This is a genomic window from Rhodopseudomonas sp. P1 (genome assembly GCF_039642825.1).
Lineage (GTDB): Bacteria > Pseudomonadota > Alphaproteobacteria > Rhizobiales > Xanthobacteraceae > Rhodopseudomonas > Rhodopseudomonas palustris_H.
The window spans coordinates 833,376-853,861 of record NZ_CP088006.1; the positions used below are offsets into that span (position 1 = coordinate 833,376).

At 61.2% G+C, this 20,486-nt stretch carries 14 protein-coding genes; 4 read left to right on the forward strand and 10 right to left on the reverse strand.

All coding sequences use genetic code 11. The annotated features are described in order from the left end of the window. Position 1: 1 nt before the first annotated feature. From LRC39_RS03910 to LRC39_RS03925, 4 genes are all read right to left on the reverse strand, one after another. On the reverse strand, positions 2-1,060 hold the full coding sequence (locus tag LRC39_RS03910) for an ABC transporter ATP-binding protein (protein WP_346296400.1): 1,059 nt from the start codon (positions 1,058-1,060) through the stop codon (positions 2-4). 4 nt (positions 1,061-1,064) lie between these two features. Next, positions 1,065-1,955: an ABC transporter permease gene (locus LRC39_RS03915; protein ID WP_107342946.1), complete on the reverse strand. Its 891-nt coding sequence runs from the start codon at positions 1,953-1,955 to the stop codon at positions 1,065-1,067. 19 nt (positions 1,956-1,974) lie between these two features. After that, entirely contained in the window at positions 1,975-2,928 is a 954-nt protein-coding gene (locus LRC39_RS03920) for an ABC transporter permease (protein ID WP_346296401.1), read from the reverse strand. Between the two features lie 153 nt (positions 2,929-3,081). After that, positions 3,082-4,743 carry an ABC transporter substrate-binding protein gene (locus tag LRC39_RS03925; protein WP_346296402.1) on the reverse strand — a complete coding sequence of 554 codons (1,662 nt, stop codon included), beginning with the start codon at positions 4,741-4,743 and terminating at the stop codon, positions 3,082-3,084. Between the two features lie 187 nt (positions 4,744-4,930). On the opposite strand from LRC39_RS03925, the gene LRC39_RS03930 reads away from it, so the two are divergent. Continuing rightward, complete coding sequence (locus LRC39_RS03930) at positions 4,931-6,529, forward strand: ABC transporter substrate-binding protein (RefSeq protein WP_346296403.1); 1,599 nt, start codon at positions 4,931-4,933, stop codon at positions 6,527-6,529. 329 nt (positions 6,530-6,858) lie between these two features. Then, complete coding sequence (locus LRC39_RS03935) at positions 6,859-7,476, forward strand: class I SAM-dependent methyltransferase (RefSeq protein WP_346296404.1); 618 nt, start codon at positions 6,859-6,861, stop codon at positions 7,474-7,476. 54 nt (positions 7,477-7,530) lie between these two features. Here LRC39_RS03935 and LRC39_RS03940 read toward each other — a convergent pair whose 3' ends face one another. Both LRC39_RS03940 and LRC39_RS03945 read right to left on the reverse strand, forming a co-directional pair. Next, positions 7,531-7,965 (reverse strand): EF-hand domain-containing protein, encoded by a 435-nt coding sequence (locus tag LRC39_RS03940; RefSeq protein ID WP_346296405.1) that lies wholly within the window; start codon positions 7,963-7,965, stop codon positions 7,531-7,533. Between the two features lie 20 nt (positions 7,966-7,985). Continuing rightward, positions 7,986-10,349: a TonB-dependent receptor family protein gene (locus tag LRC39_RS03945; protein ID WP_346296406.1), complete on the reverse strand. Its 2,364-nt coding sequence runs from the start codon at positions 10,347-10,349 to the stop codon at positions 7,986-7,988. Between the two features lie 399 nt (positions 10,350-10,748). Here LRC39_RS03945 and LRC39_RS03950 point away from each other — a divergent pair, with 399 nt between their 5' ends. Then, positions 10,749-11,453 (forward strand): Crp/Fnr family transcriptional regulator, encoded by a 705-nt coding sequence (locus tag LRC39_RS03950; protein ID WP_107357386.1) that lies wholly within the window; start codon positions 10,749-10,751, stop codon positions 11,451-11,453. 105 nt (positions 11,454-11,558) lie between these two features. Next, positions 11,559-12,500, forward strand: coding sequence for a sensor domain-containing diguanylate cyclase (locus tag LRC39_RS03955; RefSeq protein WP_346296407.1), 942 nt, complete (start codon positions 11,559-11,561; stop codon positions 12,498-12,500). A 343-nt stretch (positions 12,501-12,843) separates the two neighbouring features. Here LRC39_RS03955 and LRC39_RS03960 read toward each other — a convergent pair whose 3' ends face one another. The 4 genes from LRC39_RS03960 to LRC39_RS03975 form a co-directional block, all read right to left on the reverse strand. Further along, a complete protein-coding gene (locus tag LRC39_RS03960) occupies positions 12,844-15,357 on the reverse strand; it encodes an AAA family ATPase (protein WP_346296408.1) in 2,514 nt (837 codons plus the stop codon). Continuing rightward, positions 15,332-15,580, reverse strand: coding sequence for a hypothetical protein (locus LRC39_RS03965; RefSeq protein WP_346296409.1), 249 nt, complete (start codon positions 15,578-15,580; stop codon positions 15,332-15,334). The genes LRC39_RS03960 and LRC39_RS03965 overlap by 26 nt, the downstream gene beginning before the upstream one ends. A gap of 202 nt (positions 15,581-15,782) precedes the next feature. Then, a complete protein-coding gene (locus LRC39_RS03970) occupies positions 15,783-17,471 on the reverse strand; it encodes a GmrSD restriction endonuclease domain-containing protein (RefSeq protein ID WP_346296410.1) in 1,689 nt (562 codons plus the stop codon). A 35-nt stretch (positions 17,472-17,506) separates the two neighbouring features. After that, complete coding sequence (locus LRC39_RS03975) at positions 17,507-20,479, reverse strand: type III restriction-modification system endonuclease (protein WP_346296411.1); 2,973 nt, start codon at positions 20,477-20,479, stop codon at positions 17,507-17,509. Positions 20,480-20,486: the final 7 nt, after the last annotated feature.

The window sequence follows — 20,486 nt, forward strand, 5'->3', positions numbered from 1 at the left end:
CTTATGGGGCGCGGCTGTGTCCCGAGCCGGGGATCGACATGAAGCACGCGGCCTGATGACCGCTGTCGCCGATCGACGACAGCTTCGGCTTGGCCTGCGAGCATAACGCCTCGGCGAACGGACAGCGCGGATGAAAACGACAGCCGGCTGGCGGATCGATCGGGTTCGGCGGATCGCCGGTGATCGGCGGAACCTCAGTGCGACGATCTGGATCGGACGACGGCATCGCCGCGAGCAGCGCCCGCGTGTACGGATGCGCCGGCGCGTCCCACACTTCGTCGACCGGGCCGAGTTCGACGACTTCGCCGAGATACATCACCAGCACGCGGTCGGAGATGTAGCGTACCACGTTGAGATCGTGGCTGATGAACAGATAGGTCAGGCCGAATTCGCGCTTCAGGTCGGCCAGCAGGTTCAGGACCTGCGCCTCGACCGACTTATCGAGTGCGGAGACCGACTCGTCGAGGATCACCAGCCGCGGCGATAGCGCGAGCGCACGCGCGATGTTGACGCGCTGCCGCTGGCCGCCGGAGACTTCGTGAGGATAGCGGTGGGCGAAATTTTCGGGCCGCAGCCCGACCTTGCCGAGCAGCTCGCGCGCCAGCGCACGGGCGCTGGCATCGCTCATGCCGTGAACCTTGGGACCGAACGCGATCGACTCTTCGATCGTGAGCCGTGGGTTGAGCGACGCATAGCTGTCCTGAAACACCATCTGCATGCCGCGGCGCAGCTCGCGTAGGCTGAGTTCGCGCCCCACCTGCCGGGCGTCGAAGATGATCTCGCCGGCCGACACCGGCATCAGGTGCATTAACAGCCGCGCGGTGGTCGACTTGCCGCAGCCGGACTCGCCGACGATGCCCAGCGTCTCGCCCTTGGCGATCGAGAAGGTGACGTCGTCGACCGCACGCACCGTTTTGGCGCCGCCGAACAGTCCGGTGCCGCGCACCGGGAAGTGCTTGGTGAGGCCGTTTACCTGCAACAGCGGCTGGGCGGCGCCGCCGATGTCTTCGATCGGCTCGAACTTTTCGATTTCTGCGATTGCGGAGACAGCTTTGCTCATCGCGTCAGTTCCTGATGTCCATGGCGCTGCGCATCGAGTCGCTCAGCAGGTTGAAGCAGATCGACACCGCGAAGATCATCACGCCGGGCAGCGCCGCCACCCAGGGATTGACGTAGATCGCGGTGCGCAGCGTGTTCAGCATCAGGCCCCATTCCGGCTCCGGCGGCTTGGTGCCGAGACCGAGGAACGACAGGCCGGCGGCGAGGATCATCGACACCGAGATCAGGCCGGTGGCGTAAACGAAGATCGGGCCGAGCACGTTGCCGAGCATGTGCACCCGCATGATGGTGAAGGCGCCGGCGCCGGATGCGCGTGCGGCTTCGACGAAGTCCATGTTGCGGACGCTGGTGGTGACGCTCTCGGCGACGCGGGTGATCTGCGGCACGAACACCACGGTGAGCGACACGATCGAGTTGGTGATGCCGGCGCCGAGCGCACCGGAAATTGCGATCGCCAGCAGCACCGACGGGAAGGCGTAGAACACGTCGACGGTGCGCATGATCGCGGTGTTGACCTTGCCGCCGACGTAGCCGGCAACGAGGCCCAGCGAGGTGCCGATCAAGAACGCGAAGATCACCGGCAGCACGCCGATGAACAGCGATAGCCGGCCGCCATAGACCAGCCGGGCCAGCATGTCGCGGCCGAGCTCGTCGGTGCCGAGCGGATAGTTGGCGGTGCCGATCGGCTTCAGCCTCCGGATCATCGAGCCCTGATACGGGTCGGCGAGGTGCAGCCACGGCGCCAGCACCGCGGCGAGCACAATCAGCAACAAGATGATGCCGCAGGCGAGCGCGATCTTGTCGCGGATCAGGCGGCGGCCGACATTGGCCCAATAACCTCGGGCTTTGCCGGCGGGAGCAGTCTGCGGTGCGGCGTCGGAAGCGGTCAAACTCATCGTCGGTGCTCCCATGACATCAGGCCCGCTTGATCCGCGGATCGATCAGCGCCTGGGCGATGTCGACCGAGAGATTGAGCAGCACGAAGAACAGCGCCAGCACCAGGATCGTGCCCTGCAGCAGCGGCAGGTCGCGCTGGAAGATCGCGGAGTTGAGCAGCAGGCCGGAGCCCGGCCAGGAGAATACCGTCTCGACCAGGATCGAGCCGCCGAGCATGTAACCCAACTGAAGGCCCATCACCGCGAGCGCGGTCGGCGCTGCGTTCTTGATGACGTGGCCGAACACCCCGGTTTCGCGCAGGCCCTTGGCCCGCAGCGCCTCGACGAAATCCTGCGACAGGATATCGCCGGTCAGCGCCCGCACGGTGCGAGTGACGATGCCCATCGGAATGACGGAGGTGGTGATCGCCGGCAGGATCAGATAGCGCAGGTGCGCCCAGTCCCACGCCCATTGTCCGGAGCCGCCGGGACCGGCGCCGACCGCAGGGAGCCAGTTGAGCTGCACCGAGAACACGATCACCAGCACCATGCCGAGCCAGTAATGCGGCACCGAGACGCCGGCGATGGCGACGCCGGTGGCCAGCTTGTCGATCCAGGTATCGCGGAAGTAACCGGCGATCAGGCCGAACAGCAGGCCGAACGAGAACCCGATGATCGCCGCCGCGATCGCCAGCATCACCGTGTTGCTGACCGCGCGCATCACCTCGGCCAGCACCGGACGGCCGGTGGCGATCGAGGTGCCGAGATCGCCGTGCACCGCTTTCCACAGCCACAGCCCGAACTGCACCGGCAGCGGCCGGTCGAAGCCGTAGGCGGCGCGGAGCTGCGCTGCGAGTTCCTGCGACGCGTCCGCCGGCAGCACTGCGACCAGCGGATCACCGGGCGTGATGTGCACCAGCAGGAAACACACCAGCGCGACGCTAAGGACGATCGGAACGACATAGACGATGCGGCGGGCGATATAGGCGAGCACGGGACTCTCACTCGAACGAGGATGCAGTCAGTCGGGTCGAGGCGTCTTCCCCGTCATTGCGAGCGCAGCGAAGCAATCCAGTGATCAGTGCACTGGGCTGGATTGCTTCGTCGCTTCGCTCCTCGCAATGACGGGGTGGAGTTCAGTGTCGATCTACGGCGCGATCGACACCGGGGAGAAGTCGACGAACCAGCTCTTCGGCTGCACGAAGCCCTTGATCTTCGGGCTCAGTGCACGCGGACCGACGTCGTGGGCGACGTAGAGGAACGCGGCGTCGTCGATCGAGGCGGCGTTGAGCTCGGCGAGCACTTCGTCACGCTCTTTGTCGGTGAAGGTGGTGCGCGCCTTCTTCACCAGCTCGTCGAACTTCGGGTTGTTGATGTAGCCCCAGTTGTTCGACACCGGCGGCGCCATCGACGACTGCAGGAAGCGCACCAGCGCGAAGAACGGATCCATCGCCGCGTAAGTGACGTTGATCGCATCCGAGCCGTTCGCCGACGGATCCTTGACGCCGCGGCGCCAATTGGTGAACAGCGTGTTCCATTCGATCACGTCGAGCTTGACGTCGAAGTAACACTCCGCCAGCGCCTGCTGCAGATACTCGTTCATCGGCAGCGGCAGCATCTGGCCCGAGCCGGACGCCGAGGTCTGCACCTTGACGGTGAGCTTCTTGGTCGGGCCGTAGCCGGCTTCCTTCATCAGCTTCTGGGCCGCGGGCAGATCGTACTTGATCTGGAACTGCGGCTTGCCGCGCCAGGGGTGACCCGGCTCGAACGTGCCGGTGGCCGGCACCATCAGGCCCGACAGCAGGCCGTCGCGCATGCCATCACGATCGATGCAGAGATTGGCGGCGCGACGGACGCGGATGTCGTTCCACGGCGAGCCTTCGATCCGCGAGAACTGCCACGGCCAGACGTGTGGCTGTTCGTTCTTCTCGATCTTGAAGCCGCGGCCTTCGATCTCCTTCACCGCATCCGGTGCCGGCGCTTCGATCCAATCGACTTGGCCGGAGAGGAGTGCCGCAGTCCGGGCATTGGCTTCCGGCATCGGCAGCAGAACCATGCGATCGACGTGCGGCACGCGGTTCTTGTCCCAGTAACCGTCGTTCTTGGTGAGCTCCAGCCGCTCGCGCGGGGTGAACTTCGCCATCTTCCACGGGCCGGTGCCCGACGCGTCTTTGGCGAAGGCGGCCCAGGCGGCGGTCGACTTCGCCTTGGCGTCGGCGCCCTCGGCCTTGTCGTACAGCGCCTGCCACTTGGTCGGGCTCGCCATGAACAGGTTGGTGAGGTTGATGGGGAGGAAGCTGTCGGGCTCCTTAGTGGTCAGCTCGACGGTCAGGTCATCAATCTTCTTGGCCGAGACCAGTGTCGGCATCCGCGACGCGGTCACGCCGATCTGGCTGGGGTCGTATTGCGGTGCTTCTTTGTTAAGCACCTTATCGACGTTCCACACCACCGCGTCGGCGTTGAAGTCGCTGCCGTCGTGAAACTTCACGCCGGGGCGAAGTTTGAAAATCCACTTTGTATGATCAGCGTCCTCGACCTTCCACTCGGTGGCGAGACCGGGAATGACGACGCTCGCTTTGGTTGCCGACGACAGGTCCCACATCGTCAGGGCGTCGTACATCGTCAGCCCGGTGAAGCGGTTTCCTTCGAAGCCCTGATCGGGCTGACCGAGCGTGCGCGGAATGTCCGCGGCCGTCATGCCGATGCGCAGCACGGACTCGGCGGACGCCAGCGACGGCACCATGAAGACGCTTGCCATCGACAGAGCGAGCAGCGCAGCGCGACGGTTGTTACGACGAAAATTACGCATTCGACGAGAGTCCCTTTGCAGTGACTAATTGGCAGGCTGGTCAATGCAATGCATGTGCCAGCCAAAGCGGCAGTCCGACGCCGCCAGCCTCGACGAAGACGCGCAGACCCCCAATGCAAAACTGCAGGTCCGTCGTGGCGCGCCCGTTGCAAGTGGTTCGCCCATCGTCATCAGGAGATCAGTTGCGATGCGACTTAAGAGTTCATGGGTGCTGGGCGCGTTGTTTGCTGCGGCGAGCGCAATCGGTGCGGCGCGTGCGGAAACAGTGGTGCGTTACGGGATCTCGATGGCCGACATTCCGCTGACCACGGGGCAGCCGGATCGCGGCGCCGGCGCGTATCAGTTCACCGGCTACACGATCTACGACCCGCTGGTGGCGTGGGAGATGAACGTTGGCGACCGGCCCGGCAAGCTGGTGCCGGGGCTCGCCACCGAATGGAAGGTCGACGACGCCGACAAGACCAAGTGGCGTTTCACGCTGCGCAAGGGCGTGAAGTTTCACGACGGCAGCGACTTCAACGCCGATGCGGTGATCTGGAATCTCGACAAGGTTCTTAACGACAAGGCGCCGCAATTCGACAAGCGGCAGAGCGCGCAGGTGAAGACCCGGCTGCCGTCGGTGAAGAGCTATGCCAAGATCGACGATTCCACCGTCGAGATCACCACCAAGACGGTCGACTCGTTCTTTCCCTATCAGATGTTGTGGTTCCTGGTGTCCAGTCCGGCGCAGTACGAGAAGGTCGGCAAGGACTGGGATAAGTTCGCCGCCAATCCGGCCGGCACCGGTCCCTTCAAGCTCACCAAGCTGGTGCCGCGCGAGCTCGCCGAGCTCACCAAGAACGATGACTATTGGGACAAGTCGCGGCTGCCGAAGACCGACAAGCTGGTGCTGATCCCGATGCCGGAAGCATTGACCCGCACCAATGCACTGCTGGCCGGCCAGGTCGATCTGATCGAAACGCCTGCGCCCGACGCGGTGCCGCAGCTCAAGGCTGCCGGCATGAAGATCGTCGACAACGTCACGCCGCACGTCTGGAACTATCACCTCAGCGTGTTGCCCGGTTCGCCGTGGACGGACGTTCGCCTGCGCAAGGCGCTCAATCTCGCGATCGATCGCGAGGCGGTGGTCGGGCTGATGAACGGTCTCGCCAAGCCGGCTGTCGGTCAGGTCGATCCGTCGAGCCCGTGGTTCGGCAACCCGTCGTTCAAGATCAAATACGATCTGGCGGAAGCCAAGAAGCTGGTGAAGGAAGCCGGCTATTCGCCGGAGAAGCCGCTGAAGACCACCTTCATCATCGCCAATGGCGGCACCGGCCAGATGCTGTCGCTGCCGATGAACGAGTTCCTGCAGCAGAGCTTCAAGGAGATCGGCATCGACGTCGAGTTCAAGGTGGTCGAACTCGAGGTTCTGTACACCGCGTGGCGCAAGGGTGCGGCGGACGAATCCAACGCCGGCATCACCGCCAACAACATCGCCTACGTCACTTCCGATCCGCTGTATGCGATCGTGCGGTTCTTCCATTCCGGGCAGGTGGCGCCGGTCGGCGTCAACTGGGGCGGCTACAAGAACCCGAAAGTCGATGCGCTGATCGACGAGGCCAAGACCACGTTCGAGCCAAAGAAGCAGGACGAACTGCTGGCGCAGGCGCATTCGCTGATCGTCGACGACGCCGCGCTGGTGTGGGTGGTGCACGATACCAATCCGCACGCGCTGTCGCCGAAGGTGAAGAGCTTCGTGCAGGCGCAGCACTGGTTTCAGGACCTGACCACGATCGGACTGCAGTAACCAAGCGCCCACATTAGCGATCACAAAAAGGGCTGCGTACGAAAGTGCGCAGCCCTTTTTTGTCGCCCGCTGCACAAACTTATCGCTCGGCCAAAGCTCAGCTTATCGTTCGTCAGTGTCGTCGCCTAAGAACGATGCAGGCCCTGCCTATTCGTGGCGCTGCGCACCCGTCGTGCCCCACGACGCAGCAGCGCCGGCCAAACGTGTTTGGCCCTCGGCCAGCGCGGTGCGACCACTCGTCACCACCATCCGTTCGGCGAGTGCCCATCGGGCGTGTCGGGTTCTATCCTGCGCCCGTCGCCAATCGCGACGCGGGGGGACGGGCGAGCATGACCAGCCAACGCGGATTTTGGGATCGGATGGCCGGGCGCTACGCCGCGCGGCCGATCAAGGACGTCGCAGCCTATGAGGCGATGCTGGCGGACGCGGCCGGGCGGCTGTCGCCGTCCGATCGGGTGCTGGAGATCGGTTGCGGCACCGGCGGCACTGCGATCCGGCTCGCGCCCGCCGTGGCGCATTGGACCGCGACCGACCTCTCACCCGAAATGGTGCGGATCGCCAGCGCGAAGCCGGCTCCGCCCAATCTCAGCTTCGCTGTCGCTGATGCGGATCTCTCCACCGGCGAGCCGCCTTATGACGCCGTCTGCGCGTTCTTGATCCTGCATCTGGTCGATGACATCCGCACCACGCTGTCGACCATTCGCGACCGATTGAAGCCGGGCGGTTTGCTGCTGAGCAAGACCTATTGCATCGGCGACATGAACCCCGCGCTGCGCTGGGGCGTGATCCCGGTGCTGCAGCGGATCGGCTGGGTGCCGCCGATCAAATCGCTGACGTCGCAGCAGTTGCGGGCCGCGATCGCGGAGGCCGGATTCGAGATCGAGGCCTCACGCACTTTCGGCAGCAATCGCCACGCCCATTATGTCGTGGCGCGCAAGCCGGCCTAAGCCGTTGTGGCGATCGTCCCGGCGAGGCTGCACGCCGGGACGATCGCGCTGGTGTTAGTCCGGGAAGTCGCGGGACGTCAGTTGACCGTCGCCGTCCTTGTCGATCGCCTTCATCCACGCGGTGCTGCCGTCGATGAATTCGGCGCGCGACACCCGGCCGTCGCCGTCAGTGTCATTACGCGGCAGCGCCAGGCCGTCGGCGATCTGCCGGATTTTGACCTGCTCTTCGGCTGAGAACCGCGCGATGCCGGCGTCGCGCACCTTGTCGAAGCGCGCATATTCGTCGCGATCAAGATAGCCGTCGGCATTGGTATCGAAGGCGTAGAAACGATGCTCGCGCCCCTGCTTGATCTCGGCCAGCGTGACGACGCCGTCATTGTTGCCGTCCCATTGCTCCAGGAAGTGCGACAAACTGACAGAGTCCGCGGCGATCGCCGGCGCGACAAGGCTGGCAGCCGCGATGGCCGCCAGAAGAAAGCGTTTGGTCATATCGTGTCCTTGCTGGTTGATCAGAACGACGCCTTGATGCCGGCGTAGAAGCCGCGGCCGTCGCCGGGTAGGAAAGCCGCCTGATCGGGCCGCGCCTGATCCACCACCAGCGAAGTCGCCGCATAGGTCTTGTTGAACAAATTGGTGATCTCGCCGAACACCCGGAACCTCTTGTTGATCCGGTACTCGCTGCGCAGATCGACCACCGCGTAGGGATCGGCATAGAGCGTATTCATATTGTCGACCGGCACCTCGGCCGGGCTCCACCGCACGGCGCCCTGCACCATCCAGGCGTCGGTCGCCTGCAGCTGCAGTTGCGCGTAGATCAGATGCGGCACAGCGCCGCCGAGCTTGTTGTTGCCGCGCAGCGGATCGTTGACGAAGCGGAAGTCCTGATAGGTGTACGCGAGCCGGCCGGACAGCTTGTCGGTGAATTTCACGCCGGCGCCGAGTTCGATGCCGAAATGCGTGGTGCGGTCGGCATTGATCGCGCCGATCGAGGCGCCGGTGACGTCGCGCAGGTTGAGCAGCTCGTTGTCGATCCACGAGTAGTAGGTAACGACGTCCCACGAGAACCGGTCGGCCCGGCCGCGCCAGCCGCCTTCCACCGTCACGGCGGTCTGCGCCGACAGGTTCGGCGTCGCGAACGCCGCTGCGACCAGCTTGGGATTGGCTGGCGTCGGCCGTCCGGGGCTGGAATTCGGCGTGCCATTGATGGTGGCGATCAGATCGTCATGGGTCGGCGGCTCGAAGCTGTGGCTGCCGGCGATGAAGAAGGTCTGCGTCGCATCCGGCCGATATGACAGCGCCAGGCTCGGATTCCAGCCCGAGTAGGATCGCGCGTAGCCGTTGTCCTGGGTCGGCACCGAGCCGTTCGGCAGCAGCACCGTGGGCTTCGCCGGATTGTACGCGATGGTCGGCCGCGTCGCGGCGGTGTAGCGGTCGTCATTGTCGCGTGTCGCATAGGCATAGGAGATCGCCGGCGACACCGTCCATTGCTGCCAGACCGGCACATTAGCGCCGGCAAACAGTGACAGCGTCTGAGCGTCGAGCCGGTTGCTGCCGAACTGCGCACCGGTCATGCCGCTCTGGTTGAGATAGTAGTCGCGATCCGCCGAGCCGACGCTGTACTGCGCGGTGGTTTCGAACAGCGGCAGCAGCGCGTCCGCCGGGTTGTAGGCGTAGCGGACGAGGCCGGTGAAGTCGCCGCCCTTGGTGGCGCGCACCCCCGAAGAGATCGGAAACCGGAAGGTGTCATCGGTGTAGGTGTAGCCGAGCGCGATATCGATCAGATGCGCATCGAACGTCGCGGTGGTGCGGTTGCCGATCATGAACTGGCTGGCGTCGCGCCGCGGCTTGTCGCGCACCGCGTTCGGCCCCGGATTGACCGCGACGCCGTTGACCACGGTCGGTCCGGTCGCGGTCTGCCGCGGATTGGCGTACAGCGCGTCCTTATTGATCGGACCGGCGACGTCGAAGCCGAGGTCGGTGTAGCCCAGGAAGAACCGGGTCTTGACGTTCTCCGACAGCGCGATGCCGACATTGGCGTTGAGGCTGGTGCGGTCCGACGAGTTGTAGTCGCGGAAGCCGTCGCGGCGCGTGGTGTCGAATTGCAGGAAGGCGTCGACGTTGTCTTTCTTGGTGCCGATCTGGGCGCTGCTGTTGATCTGGCCGAAGCTGCCGCCGCTCACCGACATCTGCACGCCGGGCTGGCTCGATCCGGTCGGCGAGATGAAGTTGATCGCGCCGCTCAGCACCGTGGCGCCGAGCCGGTTGGCCATGTAGCCGCGATACACCTCGATCGCTTCGGCCTGCCGCGGATTGGCGAAGCCGACGATGTAGGAGCCGTCGGCACGGTTGATCGGCAGGCCGTTATACAGCACCAGCACGCCGCGCTCGGCCGGGTTCTGCTGCGCCGAGCCGCGCATTTGAATCCGCGGCTGGTCGTTGGCGCCGAGGAAGTTCTGGATGATCAGCCCAGGCACGCCGGATAGCGTATTGGCGAGCGTCGGGTTGCCGGCATTCGGCATGTCCTTCTGCGACACCAGCGCGACGCCGCCGGCCAGCACGTTGAAGCGCTCGCGCACCAAGTCCACCGTCTGAGCGACGGAAGCTACTGGTGCAGCGTTTGGCGTCGTCGCGGGAGCGGCGCGGCGCACCACGGAGCGCGGCCGCGCCGGCGCGCGCATCGCTTCGCGCGGCCGCTCGACCACGATGGTGTCGAGCGTGATGGTGGCGCCGGGCGTTGCCGATTGCGCAAAGCAGAGCTGGCTGCTCGAGGTCAGCAGGGCCGCCAGCGTGATGGTTCGCAGCGGCCGGCGTGGTGCCGCCGCAAGCGTCTTGCCGATCAGGCTGCGTGTGTCCGGATGCGCATCCGCTCTCATTCTTCGATCCCGTCCATTCGATCATCGCCCGCCTCGTCGGCGTGCGGCGCGGCGATGGCTCGCCCTCCTTGCGAATGAAAGATCGCGCTCTTGCGGGACGCGACAGCCGGCACACAGGCCCGCGTCAGCGACCGCGATCACGACCTTTCGGTTCTGATCTCGATGGCAATCGGGCTTTCTCGATCAGCGCCGACCATAGCGAGCGCATCGCCGCGGCTTTTTGCTTTCGAGCAAACAACGCCGGCCGTGGGCGCGGCGGCCCCCTAGAAAAGCTCGCGACTGTGACAATTGTTCACGTGCCGATTAGAGGCCTTCAAAACCACAGCGGCCAGCGCCGCTGATAGGAAGGACGCGTAGGAAACGCCCGCTGATAGATGCCGCAGAGTTGCAAGGTTGATGATGGAAAAGGGTGTCCTACGTGCCGCTGCCACACGCAGCGCGCTGTTCTCGCAATTGCCGCCTGCGGAGACGTCGCGCCTGTTGGACGCGTCGAGCCTGCGGCAATTCCCGGCCGGGCAGGCGCTGTTTCACCAGGGTGACGTGCCGGAGTATCTGTTTCAGATCCTCAGCGGCCTGGTGCGCGTCACCCAGCTCAACAGCGAGGGCGAGCAGATCACGCTGCGGATCATGCGGCCGGGCGATCTGTGCTGCGTGGCGGCGTTTCGCCAGCGCTCATATCCAGCTACCGCCACTGCGATCAAGGCCACCTCGGTGCTGGCGTGGCGGACGAGTTCGTTCATCGCGTTGACCCAGCAGAGTCCGGCGCTCGCCGACAACGTCGTCTGCATTGCCGGCGACCGGACCCGCGAGATGCTGCAGCGTGCGACCGAGATGACCGGCAAATGCATCGCGCAGCGGATCGCCGCCTCGCTGCTGCGGCTGTCTGCCCAGGCAGGCGTCCAGACGTCCGCCGGCATTCATATCGAATCCCCGGTGACCCGGATCGACCTCGCCTCGATGGCAGGCCTGACCTACTTCACCGTCAGCCGCACCCTCAGCGCCTGGCAGAAACAAGGTCTCGTCAAAAGCGGTCGCCACCGCCTGACGATCCTGGACCTCAGCCGGATTTCCGAGATCGCCGAGCCGCGGTGTGGAGTTGGTTGAGACGAGCGGCCTGCGCACGTTCGGCAAATGAATATAGGAATCATTAACGCGGCAGCCCTAGTCCTTAGGTCTTAATTAGACGTATGGATCGCTGCCGGATCGCCGATGAGGGAAGACTCTGTCGCCTCGGTTTTGTCGGACGAGGCTCGCGCACGTCTCTATGATCAGGCCCTGACTGCCGCTGGGATCGGCGCCTGGGAATGCGACCTCGCAACCGAGCGCCTGAACTGGACCTCCGCGGTCTATGATCTGTTCGGCTATCCGATCGGCAACCCGCTGCGGCGCGCCAGCATCGTCGATCTCTATGTCGACGAATCCCGTCGCCACATGGAGCTCGCGCGCGCCGAAGTGATCCAGAGCGGACGTCCGATCACGCTGGAGACCGAGATCCGCACCTGGCGCGGCGAAATGCGCTGGATGCGGCTGTCGATCAATGCGCTACGCGACGGCGGCCGTCCGGTGCGGATCTTCGGCTGCAAACAGGACGTCACATCCGACCGGCTCGCGATCGAGCGCCTCCGGCGGCAGGCCGAAACCGATCCTCTCACCGGTCTCGCCAACCGCGCCTGCTTTCAGACGCGCTATCGCGAGGTGGTGGGCGACAGCCTGCATCATGGCTTCGCCTCGGCGCTGGTGCTGATCGATCTCGACGGCTTCAAGGAGCTCAACGACACGCTCGGCCATCTCGCCGGCGACGCTTGCCTGTGCGAAGTAGCCCAGCGCCTGCGCCGCGCCTTCAATAGCGCCGGCCTGATCAGCCGTCTCGGCGGCGACGAATTCGCCATCATCTTGCGGACGCCGACTAGCGCCGAGCGGATTGCCGACGTGCTGGGGCGAACCATCGTGATGTTGAGCCGTCCGCTGTTCTGGAACGGCCATCGCATCAAAGTCAGCGCCTCGATCGGTGCCGCCCTGATCGGCCGCCCTCACCAGCGGCGGATCGCCGACCTGTTCGCCGAAGCCGACCTCGCGCTGTATCAGGCCAAAGCTGCAGGGCGGAATCGCGTGAGCCTGGTCGGGGATCAGGCGCAGAGCAGGGCGGCTTAGGGGGTATTACCCGCGTCAGCTCATGCGCGCGAAGGCGGTGCCTATCGTGCGGCGACTTGTTCGTCGGGCATGCAATTGGAAGGTCGCGAGCACATCCTGCACGTAAACAGAATGGCGCACCCGACACGCTCAAAGCGTAGAACCCGAAGAGCCTCAGGTTACTAGATAGGATGGTAGTATCGGGTAATCCGGATGAATATTCAAGAACTTATTGGAAGGCGTTTTGCATCGAGCGCTGAAGCAAGATGCGCGTTTGTTAGATGCGATGTTGGACGTTGTTGGCGTCGGGGATATGAACTAAGATCTGTTATCAGTCTGATGCAGCGAGGCATGGAGCCCGAAACTACCCAAGGTACTCCTTCTTCAGCTTTTTGAGATCGCCCAAAGCGACCTTAAGTTGCGCCGTCGAGGGAGGAGTGTCATCGTGCGGTCCGGGTGTGACGTAATTGTGCGCGGCTTGCAGCTTGCCGGGGTGCGAAGGGTCCTTAATTAACAGGGCTTTGACAGAATTGCTGAAGTTCCCAAAGTTCTGTCCATCGTAGTCGGTAATGGACGCCAAAGCATCCCCACCAGCCTGTCTGGATCGCACGAGGATCTCTTTGGAAAAACGCTCAATCCCTTGGCGGATTTTCGTGGCCCCGTTTTTCCGCGAATCCCCATCCTGAGAGTGGATATAGGGCTGCGCCTGCGCGAGCAAAGTGGCCAACGCGTCGGTTTGACTGCGAATTTCCGTTCCGAGCACGGGATCGTCCCGGATCATCTGGAACTGCGCGACGCCCTTGTGCTCCCAACGGTGCCCAATATCCTTCCAACTGGCGTTACATTGCGTGACGACAATAATCTGAATGTCAGCGGCGAGGAGAGCTTCGATCACCGTCGACGAAAAATTTGGCCTGAAATCGTCGTCGCTTGTCAGGACCGGATCGTCCAGCAAAACAAACCCGACCTTTCCATCAATCACCCGCGCCAAGAAGAGAGACAGGCCAAGGCAGTGCAGCTGCGACTGGCTGAATACCGCGACGGCGTCCCGTAACTTGGGGCTGCTCCGGTCGTCAGCAGCGGACATCGACACTTTCACATCCACCGTGCGCCGCGCCTTCGCGCTCCGACGGCGTACCGAGCTGAAATATGTTCTCTCGCCGGGTCTCAGCCGTTCCCACCAGTTCGTCACCTCACCACTGAGATCGGCGAATTTCTCATCGGCTACCCTGCCATTGGCAGTGTCGATTTGACGAAGCGCTTTCTCAAGCTCTTTCAACTGGTCGCCGTGCGATCGCCTGGCGTTCAGTGCGTTGAGTAGTGCCGCCGGATTGTTTGCCAGATTGATCAGCTCTTCCCAGCCTTGCGTGTTCGAGCTAAGATCAACGACTGCTTTGATCAGCCCTCCGAGCGCCTGCGCAGGTGAGGTGTAGTCCTGATGCGCTTGCACCAAGTCGCCTTCGGCGGTGTTCAGCGCTGCGAGGGCAGACTTCAGGCCGGGCAATCCTTGCCACTGGCCCAGATCTTCTAACGCATCCTTGATTAAGTCACGTAGCGCGGAGGCTCGTCCTTTCAGATCGCGCGTTCTGCGCCACACCTTAGCTGCATGTTGAAACCACAGAGCCGTAGCGTCGACGTCGCCCGAAAGGTCTGCGATCCGCTCGACGCCGAACCCCGCCATTCGGCGCTCAGCGATTGACGACTGTGCAAATTTTGGTAGCGCTTGGGAGCTGCTATCAGCGAGCGCCTTCACCTTGCCGTCGAGGCTCCGCAACTCCTGCGCTAGCGCCTTTTCAGCCTCCTGATAGGATTTGTTGTTTGCTACCTGATCCCGTATATGCGCGACCCGGTCGGGCGTCAGCGCCTTGTCCGTGCCGCATACAGGGCAACCCATCGGCGCATCGCACTTTGCTATCGCAGGAATGGCCAGCACGCTTTGATAAAGCGATACAAGCCGACGCGTCTCCGCATCGACTGCTTTGCGTTCAGTTTCGAAAGTTGCAGCCAGAGCTGCAACGGAGGCCGTGGGATCAGTCCAGCCTGCAAACGGCTTTCGCGCGAACAGTTCAAGCGGAAACGTAAGTTTTCGCCGCTCTTCCAGGGCGGCGACGATTTGCGCCACGCGCTTGGGATGTGTGTTCTCCGGCGTTTGCCCGACAATGCCAATCAATGCTGTTACAGCTTCGGACATCGCAGCATCGAGTGCGGCCTTGTTCTTTGCCGATGCGATCGCTTCCGCCTTGTCCTTGAGATTTTCAATCTTGGAAACGGCGTCGAGGTCGTCTAGCAAAGGATCCGTTGGTTCCGGCAATTCACCCGCCAAAGCTGCGACGGCTGTCCGGAAATCTTCGAGGTCTTGTGTGTCGAGAACCGCTCGAAAGTATGCAGCTCGCTCCGTGGGTGAAGCCGAAAACACGTAAGCCAAGGTGTGCTGCGCAAGGATAGGAGCCCGCAGCGGCGGATGCAGCAACTTTAGGCCTATCTTCTTTTCGATGTCTTCTTCATGACATGCCGTGCCATCGATCTGCAGAGTCGACTTGCAACTATCAGCTCCGTCATAGTCTGCAGTAAGAATGCGGCGGAGAGTCCGAGCAACACCATCGTGGCACACGAATTCCGCTTCAACGTAAACGGCACAATTCGTCGGGATATGGGCGTTACGCAAAGACTGTGAGTATTCGTCCTTTGAGCTTGCCAGCAGTTCGCGACGTGCGATTTGCCCGGTCAGAAGAAATTCGACGGCTTCCGCGAGACTTGTTTTTCCTTGGCTGTTCCCGCCCCAGATCACCGCCACCGTGTCTGGCAGCGTTATCGATTGGCGGCTCGTTCCGAAGCCCCGAAACCCCTGAATTTCAATTCTTCGAACCCTTACTGGCATCGTGGTCTTTTCCGGCGCTAAAATGCGCTTCGGTAATTTTGATCATCTGCGCCTTGCCCTCGCCGGGCTTTGCAGTCCGGTATGCATCGAGGAGCTTGGCAGCCAAGCTTTCCGTAGGCAGGTGAGAACTCAAGCGCTCGAAATTTGACAACGCTCCGGCTTCCGGCGACGCCGCTTTCGCGGCAATGTTCTCTGATTTCGCAATGACCGGCTTCGTTGTCATGATCGCGCAGATTGAGAATGAAAACGCCCATTCACGCTTAATGTATGTATACTACCGCGCCAAGCACTGAGAGTCGATGCGCAAAAGATACCTCTGCTATAGCCGCGGAACGGCGTTCACACCATAGAATCGTGGTAACCGTGGATTCAGTGATCATGCGCAGTGCTTAACCAACCTCGGGCAAGCACAAGCTCGTCAGCTATCATTCGAACGTAGTTGCGTCTTCCTCAAAGTCGTTGGTGCTCAGAGCCTGTCCATGGGCGTCAACATCGCGGATAATGACACGCTTCTTCAACTCCGCGCTCACCGCCTCAGCCCGTTGTTTGATGAACAACTCGTAGTCGTCATTCCAAACGCCGAACGTGTCCAGGTCAGTGATGAGGTGAGATTTCATTGCATCCTTCAAGCTGCCGTTCGAACCGTTAAATTCGGTCATATAGTCAGAAGGCGGACGCGCGCGGATCTTCCGTTTATTCAAATAGTCATCAACAATCGTGATATTGAGGACGTTGTTGATGCGATATTCCTCAACGCCCTTCTTTTGCAAGTGCGCACGCGGGAAAAAGTGGTGGTAGTTTTTGCTATTGGACTGCTTCAGCCATCCATTCTGGATATTAACCTTTGCGTTATCATTGAATGACTTGGGCTCATGATAGGCGTAGAGACATAGGATCGCCTTCACAAAGCTGCGGCCCGCATTGAACCAACCGTTCTCGATCATGAATTCTGGCGAGAGATCGATCGCCCAATCATAGTCCGGCGACTTTCCTTCCAGAATCAAATCAATGCGCTTGATGTCTTGCGCAAGCTTGCTCTCAACGGATGACGAATAGCGTCCGCCTAGAGAGCATCGCCAGAAGAAATCCTCAAGCAACGCCCTTTGCTCGGCGTCGGGCTTGTCGGGATGGCGGTAGAAGTAATATCCGAACGGAACAAGAAGCGTGTTGTAAGGCAGCAATTGTGAAACAGGAATTCGATATGTTCCGGAGAAATAATCGACTGCGCGCTCAATGCCGTCGATAACCTTACTCCACGTCTCAATGAACTCCGGCTTCGCCAGCGTCAGGATTGTTTGCCTCTTGCAGTCATTTCTGAGTATCAAAGAGATGAGCTGGAGGATAGTTGCATCAGAAATTGTTTCGTACTCGACGGTTTGCAAGGTGGCGATCAGCTCGTCGAACCGCTCAGCCAGATCAAACTCAAGCTTCTCGTCGTAAGTCTTTGCAACCATGATCTCGAAGAGGCTGAGCGGCTTTCCTCCTACGTTGATCCGCGTGAAGATTTCTGTCGCAACGTCAATTGGCACGTCCCGAACTTTGATGATCGAAAAGTCGTAGGACTGAATGCGTTCCTTATATTCATCCAGTTTTGGATGAAGGGTTTCCGGATAAGCTGAGAGTTTCTTGAGGCCGCCGTAAAGCAGGTCGGCAAGTTTAATGCAGGTGGCCGGATCGCGATCTGTCAGGTCGGTGATGACGATCTGCTCATCCGCATTGGAGGTAAGGTCCACGTAAACTTCAGAAAAGTCCTCCAGAACGCCGTTTGCGCGCTTCACCTTGAGACCCTTGAGGGTCGCGAAGAGGCTCGTCAGGCGTTGCTGACCGTCCAGGACGAAAGATACTATGTCTCCGTCCTTCGGGTCAGGCAGCTTCACGTTCCCTAGGTTCTTGACACTCCGAAGGCGGTCCTTTGTGTCCCAGAATATGAATGTGCCGATTGGATATGCCTTGATGACACTGTCCAGAAGGGCCGCCGATTTTTGGATCGTCCAAACAAAGTCCCTCTGGAACTGCGGAATCTTGATCTCGCCCTTCTCAATGTCGCTGAGCAAGGTCGTGTAGCGAGAATGAGATGGCGTCGGCAGAGCCATCGATAATCTATTGTCGTCCATGCATTTTCCCCAGCGATGCGCTATTTCAAAACTGTTTATCCTGCCTTCTTCAGCAGATCATCCAACGACGTTGCCACCTCAAATTTGGCGGGGCTTGCGTCCACGGCCAAAGCTCCGAAGTGGGCCTTTCCGCATGTGATCTTGGCCCCTTCTGCATGGCGCAGGTCGTCCTTGAAGAGGCTCCCCTTCGTCTCGACTACGAAATACAGCCGCTCGGCCCCATCTTTCTCGACTAGAACCGCCCAGTCAGGATTGTAGGTGCCAAGCGGCGTTGGGACTTTGAACCAGCCCGGCAGCTTTGCGTACAGCTTGACGGCCTCGTTCTTTTCCAGGTCTTCCGCAAAACCGCGTTCAACGCCGCTTGAGTCATAGACGACGCGCTCGAAGACGCTCTTAGTGACCTCAAGACTCTGCTTGAGGTAGCCCATCAATTCTTCCGTCTGGAACAGCTCCTGTGCGTAATAGTGCTCATCGCCAAGACGCTGGTACTTAATGCCATCGACCAGTGCGAGCCGCTTGGCACGGTTGATAGTGTCAGCAGCCAATTCGATGAAGTCTTGCGGATTGCGCTTGAAATCGTCCAGCCGACCGCTTTCCTTCAGGATACGCACGATGCTGCGGCGAGTCAGATGCGTTTTGTCCTGAAGGTCGGTGAGCAGGTCCGGCAGCTCGATGTCCGTCTCGTCAAGCGTGGTCGGGGCAGCGGTAGCCGTCTCCTTCGCCTCGACACCTGCCTTGCCGATAGCCAGATCGGCCTTACGGATCTGCACCCGTGTCTTGGAGATAGCCGGGCCATCTTCCAAAGCCTTGGCACACTCTTGAAGCAGCTTCTCGTTATCAAACTCCACCCGGTATGTTGTCTTGTGCTTGATCCGATCCCAAAGGGCTTTGAATGCTTCGCTATCCAGCACAGCTCGTCGCGTCTTAATGCGCACGCGCTCGTCCGCGTTCTTGATCTCCAGACGGCCAGAGAGCTTGCGCAGGATGTCAGTGATCTGGGCTGCCTGAGCCGCGTACTTCGCAGGTATCTTGAGCTTGCTTTCCTTAAGGGCGGCGCGCAGCGTGTCCTGAACCTTGCCCTTGGCGTCCACATAGCCTTCGGCCCTAAGATGCTGCCAGAGAGCCTTGGAATCTTCGAAGCCAAGCGGGCTTGCCATGCCCTTGTCGTCGGTGACGGCCACGCCTGCAAACTGGTGCTCTTCGACGATCCCGAAGCGGATGCCGGTTTCGTCTTCGATCTCTTTCTGGAGCTTTTCAGCGAATTCCTCGTAGCCTTCGTTAGCGACGACAGTGAGGGTGTTGATATCGAAGCCGCGCAGTCGTTCACCCGATTGGTTGACGCATAGACGCAAGCCCCGGCCAATAGTCTGCCTGCGTTCCCGCTCGGTGCCGATTTCGCGCAGCGCGCAAATCTGGAACACGTTCGGGTTGTCCCAGCCCTCGCGCAATGCAGAATGCGAGAAGATGAATTTGAGCTTGGTATCGAAGCTGAGCAGACGCTCCTTGTCCTTCATGATGAGGTTGTAGGCGCGCTCGGCGTTGTCGCGGTTGGACTGGTTATTTTCCGCCGTGTCGCTCCAGATGCCCTTTTTGTCGATCGAAAAATAGCCGTCATGGACCGCGCTTGCGTCGGTCTCCACGTCCACTTCCTTGAACAGCACCTGATAGTCGGGGTGCTTGGCAAGGCGGCGATACTCTTCCTCAAACATCAGGGCGTATTTGCCCTTCACCTGTTGGCCGTCTTCGGTGTAGCTGCGGTAGGCCGCGACTTCATCGACGAAGAACAGGCTTAAGACCTTGATCTTGAGCGGTGCCAGCCGCTTTTCCTTGTCCAAATGCTCCTTGATGGTGCGGCGGATCATGAGGCGCTTGAGGGCGTCTGCGTCCACGTCGCCGATGGCCTGACCGGGGCGCAGCCATTCCTCGCCACCAGGAACCTTTAGCTCGACCAGCTCATCGCCCTTGGCCGTGCGTATCTCGCCGATGCGGATGTCCTTGTAGAGGACACGCCCGGTAAGCTGCTCCAAGTCGTCCCCGTCCTGAACGACCTTTTCCAGACGTCGCACGCCCCCCGCTGTTTGAGCGTCCACCTCAATTTTGGCCGTGATCGCGCCGCGCTTATTGCTGACGGAGACGATCCGCACATAGGGCTTGTTGTGCGCGCCATCGACGGTCATGGACGCGACTTCGATCTGCTTCACGAGCTTACGCTCATAGGCATCCACCGCGTCCAGCCGGAAGACCATGTGGTGCTTGTCGGCATGGGTTGCGGAATAGCGCAGGGTGCAAAGCGGGTTCATCGCGCCGAGGGCTTCCTTGCCCCGGCCTTCCAGACCGCCATCGACGCTTTGCGGCTCGTCCACGATGACGATGGGCCGCGTTGCGCGAATAAGGTCAATCGGCTTCTCGCCGCCCGTCTTCTCGCTGTCCTTATAGAGGTTGTTCACGTCCTTCTTATTGATTGCTCCGACGGTCACCACCATGATCTGGATGTTGGGGCTAGTAGCGAAATTGCGGACCTGGCCAAGCTTGGTCGAGTCGTAGAGGAAATACTCGAAGGGCGTATTCGCATACAGCGACCGGAAATGGTCTTCGGTAATCTGAAGTGTCTTGTAGACACCTTCCTTGATGGCAACCGAAGGCACCACGATCACGAACTTGGTGAATCCGAAGCGGCGGTTCAACTCAAATATCGTGCGCAGGTATACGTAGGTCTTGCCGGTACCGGTCTCCATCTCGACGGTGAAGTCGCCAGATGACAGCTCTTCCGAAGGCCGAAGGCCATTACGCAACTGGATATCTTGCAGGTTGGCTATCAGCTCGTCATCGAGGAGAGCCAGACGATTGCCGATGCCAAGGTCGCTCTCGAACGCCTCAAATTGCATGCCAAGGGCATTGCGAGTGACCGTGAACTCCGTGCGGCAAGTCTCCTGGCCACGAAACAGGTCCGCGACCGCGTCGATGGCCTGGAGCTGGAAGTCAAGATTAGGCTCGAAGTGAAACTTCATCGTGCGA

What these genes read in the sequence shown, in the direction of transcription:
- LRC39_RS03955 (WP_346296407.1), top strand. Translation starts at nt 11,559, where the DNA reads ATGAGGGAAGACTCTGTCGCCTCGGTTTTGTCGGACGAGGCTCGCGCA.
- LRC39_RS03970 (WP_346296410.1), bottom strand. Translation starts at nt 17,471, where the DNA reads ATGGACGACAATAGATTATCGATGGCTCTGCCGACGCCATCTCATTCT.
- LRC39_RS03945 (WP_346296406.1), bottom strand. Translation starts at nt 10,349, where the DNA reads ATGAGAGCGGATGCGCATCCGGACACACGCAGCCTGATCGGCAAGACG.
- LRC39_RS03965 (WP_346296409.1), bottom strand. Translation starts at nt 15,580, where the DNA reads ATGACAACGAAGCCGGTCATTGCGAAATCAGAGAACATTGCCGCGAAA.
- LRC39_RS03915 (WP_107342946.1), bottom strand. Translation starts at nt 1,955, where the DNA reads ATGAGTTTGACCGCTTCCGACGCCGCACCGCAGACTGCTCCCGCCGGC.
- LRC39_RS03910 (WP_346296400.1), bottom strand. Translation starts at nt 1,060, where the DNA reads ATGAGCAAAGCTGTCTCCGCAATCGCAGAAATCGAAAAGTTCGAGCCG.
- LRC39_RS03950 (WP_107357386.1), top strand. Translation starts at nt 10,749, where the DNA reads ATGGAAAAGGGTGTCCTACGTGCCGCTGCCACACGCAGCGCGCTGTTC.
- LRC39_RS03960 (WP_346296408.1), bottom strand. Translation starts at nt 15,357, where the DNA reads ATGCCAGTAAGGGTTCGAAGAATTGAAATTCAGGGGTTTCGGGGCTTC.
- LRC39_RS03930 (WP_346296403.1), top strand. Translation starts at nt 4,931, where the DNA reads ATGCGACTTAAGAGTTCATGGGTGCTGGGCGCGTTGTTTGCTGCGGCG.
- LRC39_RS03975 (WP_346296411.1), bottom strand. Translation starts at nt 20,479, where the DNA reads ATGAAGTTTCACTTCGAGCCTAATCTTGACTTCCAGCTCCAGGCCATC.
- LRC39_RS03925 (WP_346296402.1), bottom strand. Translation starts at nt 4,743, where the DNA reads ATGCGTAATTTTCGTCGTAACAACCGTCGCGCTGCGCTGCTCGCTCTG.
- LRC39_RS03935 (WP_346296404.1), top strand. Translation starts at nt 6,859, where the DNA reads ATGACCAGCCAACGCGGATTTTGGGATCGGATGGCCGGGCGCTACGCC.
- LRC39_RS03940 (WP_346296405.1), bottom strand. Translation starts at nt 7,965, where the DNA reads ATGACCAAACGCTTTCTTCTGGCGGCCATCGCGGCTGCCAGCCTTGTC.